The following is a 12,238-nucleotide window of genomic DNA, read 5'->3' on the forward strand; positions in this document are numbered from 1 at the left end:
GGTACCGCGTTCACTGAAACAAACTCCTATAGAAAATTTGGGATTATAGCCTGTAATCTTCTATTTGCTCCGTGTTTAAATCGTAACCACCATAAAACCAATGAAGTTCTTACACATTCGCCAAACGTCGTATTCTGTGATAAGCGGCCTGATGCTGCTCTTAACGGCGTGGGGATGCGGATCGTCTGACTCAAAAACTGAATCAGCATCGACCACCAGTGCCTCGAAATCCGCTGAAACCAAATCAGCGACAACCGCTAAAAAACCAATCGTATTGTTCTATGGCAATAGCCTGACCGCAGGCTACGGTGTTGAGCCATCGCAGGCATTCCCGGCATTGGTAGGCCAGAAAATAGACTCCGCCGGGCTGAACTACCAGGTTGTCAATGCCGGGCTCAGTGGCGAAACAACAGCGGGTGGCAAAAGTCGCATCAGTTGGGTTATGCGACAGCCCGTTGCCATATTTGTACTTGAACTGGGTGGCAATGACGGACTTAGAGGCATTCCGCTCAAATCGACCCGGCAAAATCTGCAAGCCATTATCGACACCGTTCGGCTGAAAAGCCCACAGGCAACCATCGTGCTGGCCGGTATGCAGATTCCACCCAATCTGGGCACCGATTATACGCGGGAATTCAGAGGTTTATTTAAAGAACTGGCGGATAAGAACAAACTGGTTCTGATCCCGTTCCTGCTCGAAGGAGTTGGCGGTATACCGAAACTTAATCAACCCGATGGCATCCACCCTACCCCAGCCGGTCATAAAATCGTGGCCGAAACGGTATGGAAGGTATTGCAGCCGGTATTGCAGTAAGGTTTCTCCCAGAATGACAGTTTTGTGTCTTCTCAGGACTTTTGTTCGGTATCGTACCAGGGTGCTGAATAAAAGTCCTGCCTTTGTAGGCACAAGCCTTTAGAACGGATAGCCCACGGCTATGTTAAAGACAATATTCTGCTTCCGCCATTCCGAATCCCGGAAATTGATCTGATTAATGACCCATTCACTTCCATCGGTTTTATACGGTTTTCGGAGCGGTGTGGCCAGATCGAAGCGAATCAGAAAATATGATAGATCAAGACGCAGACCGATACCGGTACCAATGGCGATTTGCCGGTAGAATTCCGGGCTGAATTTGGCCTGCGCTTCGGCCCCTAAAATATCGTTATTCGAGAATGTCCAGACGTTGCCAGCATCCACAAAAATGGCACCTTCAAGAAACTTAGTAAACTTGGCCCGAATTTCGGTATTGGCTTCCAGCTTGATGTCTCCACCACCATCCTGAAATAACTGTAGTTCCCGAAGCGTATCGCGCGTAAACAGGCCAGGGCCAATAGCCCGTGATCTGAAAGCCCGAATACTATTCGGACCACCCACAAAATACTGCTTGGTCAGCGGTAGCTGCATTCCCTTGGAATTGCCATAGGTAGCACCTAAACCAGCAAAAATGCGATTCGCCCAGGTCACATTCTTCGATAATTTCCGGTACAAACGGGCATCGACATCGACACGCACAAACTGAGCAAATGGAACACCAAAGATAATTTGATCACCATTGTCGTCCCGCTTATCAAACAACACATTAGCCAGATTTCCAGCGGGCTCTATATTAGCCGATAATCGGAAGGTTGTTGGCGACGCTGAACGCGGTGAAGAATTATAATTGAACGTATATAACGTACTCAGAATAAGCTGCTTTGAATTTTGTATGGCGTAATACTGCCGAAACACAAACGGGTTGTTTGCTGCTGAATCAATAAAGGCAGTGCTGATGTTCGACGGACGGACATAGGTAATATTAAATGGCTGGAAAACATGTTCAATCTGTTGGTTTTGCCGCCATACATACCCAAACGTTGTTTGAAACGAATTCAGGTCATAGAGCCCACCCCGCCTGATGAGCTGATAGCCCAACGTAACGTTTGTTTTGGGTAACGCCTGTCGTTGGTCATAGCGAAACCTTACTGGACTCACCAAACGCGGAAAGCTTAAGAGCGCATCAGCCCCAAAGCGATAATTCGTTATGCTCTGCGCTCCGCCCCCTACCTGAAATTCGATACCCGCATTCGCATTAAGGGTCAGTAGTTCAGCCCGCTTAAAATAGTTCCGATTTCGCCAGCTAAGTATAGCCTGCGTTCCGTTAAAATTATTGGAGCGTGAGGTGCCGTCAATTTCCAGCCGTACCGATTTTGTCGGGTAGGGCGTCAGGTAGTAATGAACATCCAGAACGGCCGAATCGCCCTGTTGAGCCGGGTCGAAACGGTTACGAACAAATTTAAACGCACCAACATTGATAAAGCGTGAAAGCGTTAAATCCTGAGCCCGGCTATTATAACGTCTTCCCGGCTGAACGGCCATAATATCCCGGAAAAGCCGTGGATCAAAGCGTCGGGTGGAGTCAACGATATGAAATTGTTCTTCAGACTGATAAGCCTGAAGTTTGTTCGTATCCTGACGGGCCGTAGACAGATTATAGTTCGGGTAAATAAATACGTTTCGGATGGAATACGGAACCCCCGCTGCGGCAGGTATCTCGGGCTTGATGGCAAAATAGAGCTTGGTGCGGTGAATACTTGAGTCGTTGTCGGCGATAACAGCCACGTAGTCGGGCAGGAAATAATAAAACCCCCGTTGTTTAAGCGCCTGGCTAATACGCTCCCGCTCCAGTTTAATGTTATCGAAGCTATACGGGCTGCCTTTTTTAATAACTGTCCGGCGAGCCGATGCCCACAGCGCTTTTCGAACCGGCGTCGAATCGACCAGAAAGGCAACCGAATCAATAGAATAACGCGGCTTCACATCGACCTCATAAACACCCCGCGCCTTGTAGCCACTTTCCTTTAATTCACCGGTTACCTCCGAGCCAAAGTATCCGTCATTTTGTAAGGTAGCTTTCCAGATGGGTATGTTGGATGTAATCGCTTTGGCGCTGGCCAAAACGGGTTCTTCGCCAAATTTCCGCCGAAACCAGGACCGGAACCCTTTCGGTTTTTTAGGCTCTCCAAACAGATAATAGAGACCAACTTTATACGGGAATCCGAATAGTTGCTTGTTTGGTTTTGGGCGAGCCAATCCGGCCAGCTGCTCCTGAATTGCCTTTTGATTATCTTTAGAAATGGTCGAATCTGCCTTTATGTTGATATCCGTTCCTGCATAAAGGCGTTCTTTGGCTGGCAAATGCTTTCCAATATTACAGGCATTGAGCAGGCACGTCATGGCGATCAGGATACCAACCGAAAAAAGCGATGAATGCCCTCTCTGTACCCGATGCCACGCCAGCCTTTTCCTATTGGCACTACGGGTCGGAAACCCGTTGAGCCGCCGGGCGGTGCCTGTTGCAGCAAGGATACGATTCCCAATAAACCCAATTATAATTTTGAACAAATACACCATAATAAATTAATTCAGCGACGGGCCAGGCGACCGGCGCAGGATGTCGGCCAGGGTATTGTAATCGACGGTAATGACAAACCCAACACCCGTTTCAATGATGTAGCCATCCAGCACGGCCTGATAGTCGTTTCGCCGATAGCCACGCAATACATATCGGCCATCGCGGGTAAGGTTATAGTTCAGCGACACATTGTCGAATACTTCATTCGGGTTACGGGTAGCACTATTTGCCGCATTTTCAAGCACAAAATTCCGACCAACCGCAACCGTAAGCCGCCCTTCCAGAAAACTCCGCGACAGGCCGACATTAAGATCAGTTCGTGCGCCATTGGTTGTTCCGCCGGTGTTGGCGCTTCCTGTTTGCGAGAGCAGGTTAAAGTCAACGTCAAACCCTTTCAGAATGCCCGAAGCCAGTCGGCCCAACTGATCCGAGATAAGCTTGCTAACACTGTTCCGGGCAATGCCCTCCGCCTGCGTATCCAGCCCGCCGTTGTTCGAACCGGAGAAGAAATCGGCGGTATTTTCGGGCAGGAATCGATTTAAAATCAACAAGGCAAAGACCTGTTTGTTCATCATCGATTGATCCTGGCGCAACGTTTTCAATTTATTTTCGATCGTTGTCCCAAAGGCGCTCGATGCGGCTGCACTATTGGCGTCTTCAACCTCTGGTAGCCGAATATCAAAATCCAGTTTCGGTGCCGCCAGATTATTACTCATGGTTAGGGCAACGTTGAATGGTAGCTTACGATTAGTTGCTGTCGTAGGGACCGTAGTCGATTCATTGCCAATCAAATCGGCAGGGGAGGTAGATACCTGATAGATCGCGGTAATGTTAATATCGGCTTTTAACGGATCGCCGGTAAACTGAATATAGCCCCCTTTCTGAATCTTGAACTGGCGTTTAAGCACTTCGTAAGTCATCGAGTATTCGCCCTCGGTCACGTCGTAGCGGCCCAGCACAGTCAGTTGTCCGGCCGCGTTGATGCCCACATTTAGCCGGGCATTTCCCCTTGCCCGCAGATAATCGCCATTCAGTTCATCGACCACGATGGTAAGCTCCGATTTTTCGTCGGCTTCGAGGTCAAGAGAAATCGTAGCGTTGCTAAGCTGATCAAACTCTAAACGGGGTGTTGCTACCGTATCGCGCTTGGGCTTGTAGAGGTATTTGGCAATTGCTAATGAATCGTTGTGATTGATGAAGGTAACGATCTTGCTCGATTCGCTCACATCCATCGATTCGTCGGGTAAAACCATTGAAATTTTACTGCCATCTTCCAGACGAACAGTACCGTTTATGGATGGACTGGAGCCCGTTCCCTTAATGCGCAGATCGGCGCTGACCGCAGCCTGACCATAGGCGTAATCATTATCTTTCCGGGCCGCGTTCAGAACCTGAAAATTGTTGGCTCGAACCCGCAGATTGTAAGCAGCATTCGGCAGGTTTTTCAGAACGACGGTTCCATCGGTCGTTAGGGTTCGGCCAAGTGTATCGCGCACGTTGAAATCCGTCAATGTGATCGTTTGGCCCGAGAACGCTAACTTTTCCTGATCGATGCGATACGTAGCATTGAGTTGTTTGATATTGAACGCCACCGAATCAAACGCGACGCTACCGCTTAGTTCCGGGTTATCCGTAGCTCCGGCTACGCTGAACGAACCCGTGAGTTTTCCCCGAGCCTGCCGCAATTCACCGAAACTAAATGCTTCAATGGTGCGAGCATCCAGCCGTTTCAGATTAATGGCCAGATCGAGCGCTTCCTTGGCGTTTGCCGGATTATAAAAGCCCGTAACGGTAGCGTCGTTGTAGGGGCCGGTCAGGGTTGTGTTTACGCTGATTCGGCCATCAGAGTTATTACTAAACCGGGCGGTAAGGTTACCAATAGGTTTTTGCATCACCTGTAGGCTATCGACATAAACGGAACCCAGGAATGACAGATTGCTATCCTGACCCATATAGTCCCGGACGATCACCGTGCCATTTAGCTGACCACTCGCCAGGGTTGTATCCTGATTGGCTAACCGAGCCAGGTTAGCGATTTCAATAGCCCGTGCCGTAACCCGAATCGGCGCATTTGCATATTGCTCCGTGCTGTTTATTTCAAGCGATTGCTGACCGGTTTCAATACGTACGTTATTGATCAGGACACCATCGTTCCCGTATTGAGCAAATCCACTGGTGTCGGTTTGCCAGCGCTGGTAGTTGGTGAGCAGCCCGTTCGGCGCAAACCGGAAGCGATAACTGGAATCAACAATGCTGAGTGTTCCCGCCAGTCCGTGCAGATCCTGATTGATTGAATCTTTATTGACAACCGAAAAACGGAACTGATTATTGGACGCTGTTCCCGCCAGATCCGTTTGCCGAATGTTCAGCCCATCATACAGAATACCATCGATGCGCCCGTTTACCAGTAGCTGATTACCTACCCCCCGCAGCGCGAAACGGCTTCCCTGTACGGTCGTTGTATCATAGACGAGTACACCCGTTCGAATCGTGGCCGAAAGTGTCGTGTCACGGTTCTGGTTGTCAAGATAGGCATCCAGACGAACTGTATCCAGTCGGGTCAAAGCCGGAACGAACGCCTGCAGGAGTGGATTCTGGTAGGCCTTCAGGTTCATCGTGAAAGCATGAGGGGGCGGAATGGTTTTATAGGTCAGAGCGGGCAAAGCAATGTACTTGCTGATTTCACCCACGACAATATCGTACAGCTGAGCATACTCAAATTGGCCGTTTAGCCTCATTTGCGCGCCCGGCAATCGGGCAACAACCCCTTTCTCGGTCCCATCGGCCGTTAATCGGGCATAGAGCGAGTCAATCGGGTAACTCTTTCCCTGTAAGGTAATCACCGCATCGTTTGCCGAAATCGTACCTACGGGTTTAGCGGGATTGGTAGATACCATATCCATCACGATGCGCCCTTTCAGGGAAAGTGGGTCTTTGTAGAGTTTTAGCTGTTGTAAGTTCAGCTCATTGATAACTGTTTCGCCGATAACACTCGGGAAATCGCCTTTCAGGCCCACTTTCGTGTCCAGGCTCAGGTTTGCGTTGGGGTCTTTAAGAGTCCCTGTAATGTCGAGATTACCATTGACCAGGTTACCCCTGGCATCAAAATTCTGATACCGATAGCCGTTCAAATCAGCCGATTGAACGGCCAGATCGAAACGGGTTGCCAGTGTATTTACGTCGATCCCTTTACCATCGACGGTTGCCCGCCCGGTTACTTTGCCGACCGTTCCCTCCTGTTTCAGCCACTTGCCCGCATTAAAATCATTGAGATTGAGGGTTCCTTTGTAGGTCTGGTTTTTACCTGTCACAAAACCGGCCAGCCGTCCATCAAACGCAGCAGTACCCCAGTCGGTATTGATTTTGGCATCCAGAATCAGGTCGTTCAATTGGCCTTTAACGAGCCCGGTTAACTTAATGGCAGGAGGCAATGCAATCGACGATGGAATCGAACCTTTGGGTGCCAGTTTAGTAATATCGGCCAACTGAGTCGTCGCTTCCTTAACGGCCACATTAACACCCAGATGTTCAGGATCGGTCACGTTCGTTAGCCGCCCGCTGGCTACGATTCGTGTACCCGACAGCATATCGAACTGAAGTTTGGGCAGATTTAGGACCGCCAGTGTACCAACGGCCTGTGCATCGGCCCGGAACACGCCCCCACGATTACCCGCAAAGGGTGGCGTATCGGCCAGGAAAGGGGCTAATTGCAACACATCGTCTACCGACAGACGGCTCTGGCGAAGATTCACCCGAACACCTACCCGTTTCGCAAAACGCGGATTACTTAACTGACCCAGCGAATCATAACGCAACACGACCTGATCGCGAATGACAGAGTTTGGTGTCTGAATGAACAGACGGGTCAGGGTTGTCGTCGTATCCGTATATAAAACGTCGCCGTTCAGGCTCTGGAGCACAAATCCGCTCGTGGCCCGAAAACGGCCATTCCGGAGTTGACCACTGATCCGCTGACCGCGTTTGCCCAGATCGGCATAGCTCAGAAACTTTCCATCGATACCCAGATTTTGCAGATCGAGATGCCCGTAATCGAGCCCTCGTTTCTGCCGGGGTGCGGTCTCGTCGTCGAAACGAATCCGGTTATTGGCAAACCGTACATTCGTTACTCTAGCCTGCCAGCCCGGAGCGCCGGAAGAGGCACTGGCGGTGGCCGTGGGTGTAGTTCGGGAAGCCGATTTGCTGGCGGGTTTTGTTAGAATGGCCGCAATGTCGGCATTCGCCAGGTCAAGCGATTTGATGCCGATTTTTTCACCTTCCAGATAAAAGTAATTCGATTCCATTGCCAATTTCCCAACGCTACCCTGCGTCCGGAAATCCGATGTTTCAACCCGAACATCCCATTTAGCCCGATTGATCTGCCATTTACCCAGCCCAATATCGAGCGTATCGCCCGGCTTGCCGGGCGGGCTGGGCGGTGTTGGCAAACCCTGATATAATCGCGTATTGGCATTTAAGCCATCAACCGTTACGCTCGCCAAATGATACCGCGACTTTGACACATCGGTCTCATCGAAGGTGGCTTTCAGGCTATCGACAAACGTATTTACATCGGCTCCGACCACATCATCCCGGTATTTGATGCGAACGTCCCGAAGCATAATTCCTTTCAGGTTGATTGCCATTGGTGTCGATACCGTATCCGCTGGCTCAGGCTCCGACGAACCCGTATCAAACGCATTGAGAATATACTGAAAATTAAATGCCGTATCGGGTAGCGTACGGCTGATATTCACCTGTGTTCGTTCCAGCTCAATCTGATTGATGGATACCCGGTTGTTGAGCAACCCCCACATATCGAGGTCTACGCGCATCCGGCCACCATTCAGGAGTGTATCCCCCTTGGGTGTCTTGAAATAAACATCTTCGAGTTCAATCCAGTCAGGAATGGTGTAAGTGATCCGTCCAATTCGAAAAGGGGACTGTAATCGTTGGGCCAGGTATGAATTGACCTGGTTTGTTACGAACTGCTGGCCCCAGGGCGTGGTAGCCACGAGCATAACAAAACCTGCCAACAGTAAGATGAGGGCAAGCAAACCAATCAGAACACGGACAAGCGTTTTTGACACAGACATTCGTCGTGGATATTGGGTTTTCCGGCAGACACGAAGCCAGTCTTCTTGTTGTTTACGGCAACAAAGTATGCCTTTATAACGAGTATGAAGGGAATATGTTACCAGACGGCCCCAAAGCTACTGAATGATCCGAAGAGATATTATCTCTTCAGCACAGAAATTGGCCCGGTCAGTAACCCCTTTTAAGACCTCTCAATAATTATACCGATTAAGTGGTCCACTTTTTTCTGACCACCTCTACGTTTCCCTATCGATCGCAAGCTGCGACTAATCTAGCGTCATACGATAAACACGGGAACGCTAAGCCCAAACTTACCGAATACTCAAGAGAACCGACCGAATGCTCAAATCAATGGCTAATTAACCAAAAATAGATGTTGATTTGTTTTCTCCGGCATGTTCTGTAAGCCGCAAAAGCTGAGTCATTTACTAATCAGAACTCAGTCGCACCTGTTGATTGATGACGTTGGTTTTTGATTGAAACACAAACTGATTATGCGTCACACTCTATATACGCCAATTTTGGTCGGTCTGTTGCTGGCAGGCTGTTCGAAATGGAATCTTGCGGATAAAACCATCAAGCCTACCGACCCTGGGCCTGGTACTGGAACACCGCCCAGCTCACTTGTCATTTTTGGTAGTAAAGACAAGAAAGTGTATGCGCTCAACGCCCTTACGGGAGCGAAACAATGGGAATTTATTACCAATGGTGGTACGGTAAACACCAGCGCTGCTTTTCTCAATGGAACTGTTTATGTAGGCGGGTTCGATGCCTATCTGTATGCGATCGATGCCGCAACAGGTGCCCGTAAATGGTCCAGACAAGCGGCTGCCGATAAGTTTGAAAGTAGTCCCGTCATTGATAATGGTGTTTTGTATATCGGGAACGACGATAAACGACTTTTTGCGATCGATGCGGCAACGGGCAACGAAAAATGGCGTTTTACAGCTGGTGATAAAATCATTCCCAGCCCGGCAGTTAGCGGTGGAATCATTTACGTTGGCTCAAGCGATGCTAAAGTCTATGCGCTCAAGTCAGACGGTACCACCTTATGGTCATTCCCGACGGGCGGTTATATTTTATCCAGCCCAACCGTAGTGAGTGGAACGGTGTACATCGGCAGCAGTGATAAAAAACTCTATGCCATTGATGCCACAACGGGCAAACAAAAATGGGCAGCCATACTGGGTGATAAAGTTAACTCCTGCCCGCTAGTCGTTGGCAGCACTATTTACGTTGGCACCGACGATTTTAAACTCTACGCCGTAGCCACAGCAACGGGTGCGATTTTATGGACAACGGCCAAAACAGGCAGCTTTGTAGGAGGTAGTCCTGCCTACAACAACGGGCTGGTCTATGTGGGTAGTGGCGATAACAAAGTGTACGCTTTCGACGCGACCAATGGCACCAAGCGGTGGGAATTTGCCACAAATAACGAAATATATGCGAGCCCGGTGGTGGCCAATGGTTTTGTTTACATTGGCAGTAACGACGGCAAGATGTACTGTCTGGATGCGACCAATGGGACAAAAAAATGGGAGTTTGCCACGGGTGATCAAATCTATGCTACTCCGCTGGTTCTGAACAGTGGTGCCGTTGCCGGTGACTATCCTACCATCAGTGGAATCGTCAATTAATTGCCTCAACCTCATGAAGCCTTTATACCAACTTCTCTTTACGCTCCTGATGCTTCTGACCAGCCAGCTAGTTCAGGCTCAGACGTCGGCCAGTAATATCCGCCTGCGCACCGATGCCACTGTACGTAAGGTTATCATTGAATATGAGCTGCCTCAGGTACTGCCTGACGACTCGATCTACATAGAACTTGAAACAGCATCAGGACTTATTATTCGCCCAGTTAGCGTGAATGGCGATGTTGGCAAAGCACTCAAACCGGGCAAGACTAAATTAATCGCCTGGGACGTTGTGCGCGATAATGTCCGCATCAATGAAGACGTAAAAGTGCTCCTGCGGGTAGCCCGGATGGTAACCGTAGCCAGTCCTGCCACCGTGGCAGCGGCCCCACCCACTGTCAAAACAACAACGCCAGTCACGGAAGCTCCCCGCCCAACTTCCGACCGGGTTGCCGAACCCGGTAGCGTGGTTCGTAAATCATCGCCCCTACCCCTCATCGGCTGGATTGCCACAGCGGGATTAACGGGCTATGCAACGGTACTGGCACTTGGCATTAATAAGGATGTAGATGAATACAACAGCAAGCCATTTGCAGATGATGCAGCCGATCTTCAGCGCTTCAATGACCTCAAAGAAAAGGTCAATAAGAATAAAAGCACCTTTACCATAGTTGCAGGAGCGGCCGCGGCTGTCGCCATCGCCAATGTGATTTATACATTCGTGGCAAAACCCAAACCAGCTCGTACATCACTCCTGATTCAGTCGGGCAATCGCATAACGAGTGTCGGTTTGAGTCGTACGTTTTAACGCTCCTGGCTGGCATTCAACGCTGAACCAGTTTCCAAAACCTTTAAGTCGCTTATCAATTCCCATGAAATCGTTTTTATTTTCTATCTGTGGTTTGTTGATAGCCGGTTCGTTATTGGCACAGTCTACCCCATCGGGGCCGAAGCCTGTCGCTACGTTCCAGAGCCCGACTACGCGGTTGAATACACTGCCTCTGTTCCCAAATGCTCCGACTCCAACTGTTGCATCGCGTATCGACTGGAAGAGCGACATGGAAGCCGACCAGACCGTTTCATCACCGACTTTTCTTGCAAAAGCCTGCGTCACTTCGGCCAAACCCGTTGTTCGCTATAGCCTGCTGATGAACGATAAAGTGCAGACACAGGCGCGCGATCTTAAAGTTGAACGCGACAAAGATTGTCCGCAGGCCTTCAATCAGACAGTTCAACTCATTGAAGGTGAGAATAAATTGCGCCTGGTCGCCTACATGACAGACGGAGCAGAAGTGGCTTCTAATCTGAACGTTACCTACAAAAAGCCGCCCGTGCTCGTCCTCGAAAAACGGCTAGCCCTTGTTATCGGCAATGCGAGTTACCTGGGAGCCAACAAATTGACTAACCCCGTTAATGACGCCAATGATATGGAAGTGGCTTTGAAGAAATTAGGATTCGAAGTGCTTCATTTTACCAATCTCGATAATAAAGGAATGAGGCAGGCCATTAACAATTTCGGCGAAAAGCTCCGCGATTACCAGGTTGGCTTGTTCTATTATGCGGGTCATGGAGTACAGAATAATGGAAACAACTACCTGGTTCCGATTGATGCCCAACCCGAAAGCAAAAACGAGATTGAGTATGAATGCATTGATGCGAATCGCATTCTGACTAAAATGGAAGATGCCCGCACGCGCACCAATATCGTTGTACTGGATGCCTGCCGAAACAATCCTCTGGATCGTAGCTGGAGCCGTGGTACTGACAAGGATAATACGGGCCTGGCCAGTATGAATGCCCCCATGGGTTCCGTGATTGCCTATGCTACCTCGCCGGGCCGTACAGCCGCCGATGGGAATGGACGTAACGGACTCTACACAGCCGCTTTACTAAAAGCGTTACAAGCCCCGAATCAAACCATCATTCAGCTTTTCCAGCAAGTCAGGTCTGAAGTACTTAAGCAATCGAACAATAAGCAGTTGCCCTGGGAGTCGACCTCCCTGACTGGTGATTTTTATTTCCAACGGAAATAAGCCTAGACTTTTCGTAAAGTAACCTTGGTTACGTTAGGCTATGCCAGTATCTCTACTACTCAGCGATTTTCTCCGCTGAGGCAAC

General features: G+C 49.6%; 6 protein-coding genes. 4 read left to right on the forward strand and 2 right to left on the reverse strand.

The genetic code is table 11. From position 1 onward, the window contains the following. The first annotated feature begins 100 nt into the window (after window positions 1-100). Entirely contained in the window at window positions 101-814 is a 714-nt protein-coding gene (locus GJR95_RS14120) for an arylesterase (protein ID WP_162386476.1), read from the forward strand. A gap of 99 nt (window positions 815-913) precedes the next feature. Here the strand turns inward: GJR95_RS14120 and tamL are convergent, their stop codons facing one another. Then, entirely contained in the window at window positions 914-3,391 is a 2,478-nt protein-coding gene (gene tamL / locus GJR95_RS14125) for a translocation and assembly module lipoprotein TamL (RefSeq protein ID WP_317167059.1), read from the reverse strand. A 6-nt stretch (window positions 3,392-3,397) separates the two neighbouring features. Next, window positions 3,398-8,479, reverse strand: coding sequence for a translocation/assembly module TamB domain-containing protein (locus GJR95_RS14130; protein ID WP_162391707.1), 5,082 nt, complete (start codon window positions 8,477-8,479; stop codon window positions 3,398-3,400). A 501-nt stretch (window positions 8,480-8,980) separates the two neighbouring features. Here GJR95_RS14130 and GJR95_RS14135 point away from each other — a divergent pair. The 3 genes from GJR95_RS14135 (at window position 8,981) to GJR95_RS14145 (ending at window position 12,153) form a co-directional block, all read left to right on the forward strand. Further along, on the forward strand, window positions 8,981-10,123 hold the full coding sequence (locus GJR95_RS14135) for an outer membrane protein assembly factor BamB family protein (RefSeq protein WP_162386477.1): 1,143 nt from the start codon (window positions 8,981-8,983) through the stop codon (window positions 10,121-10,123). Window positions 10,124-10,136: 13 nt separating this feature from the next. After that, complete coding sequence (locus GJR95_RS14140; protein WP_162386478.1) at window positions 10,137-10,928, forward strand: hypothetical protein; 792 nt, start codon at window positions 10,137-10,139, stop codon at window positions 10,926-10,928. Between the two features lie 64 nt (window positions 10,929-10,992). Continuing rightward, complete coding sequence (locus tag GJR95_RS14145) at window positions 10,993-12,153, forward strand: caspase family protein (RefSeq protein WP_162386479.1); 1,161 nt, start codon at window positions 10,993-10,995, stop codon at window positions 12,151-12,153. Window positions 12,154-12,238: the final 85 nt, after the last annotated feature.

The sequence above is a fragment of the Spirosoma endbachense genome, from assembly GCF_010233585.1.
Taxonomy (GTDB): Bacteria; Bacteroidota; Bacteroidia; order Cytophagales; family Spirosomataceae; genus Spirosoma; species Spirosoma endbachense.

What these genes read in the sequence shown, in the direction of transcription:
- GJR95_RS14135 (WP_162386477.1), top strand. Translation starts at nt 8,981, where the DNA reads ATGCGTCACACTCTATATACGCCAATTTTGGTCGGTCTGTTGCTGGCA.
- GJR95_RS14140 (WP_162386478.1), top strand. Translation starts at nt 10,137, where the DNA reads ATGAAGCCTTTATACCAACTTCTCTTTACGCTCCTGATGCTTCTGACC.
- GJR95_RS14120 (WP_162386476.1), top strand. Translation starts at nt 101, where the DNA reads ATGAAGTTCTTACACATTCGCCAAACGTCGTATTCTGTGATAAGCGGC.
- GJR95_RS14145 (WP_162386479.1), top strand. Translation starts at nt 10,993, where the DNA reads ATGAAATCGTTTTTATTTTCTATCTGTGGTTTGTTGATAGCCGGTTCG.
- tamL (WP_317167059.1), bottom strand. Translation starts at nt 3,391, where the DNA reads ATGGTGTATTTGTTCAAAATTATAATTGGGTTTATTGGGAATCGTATC.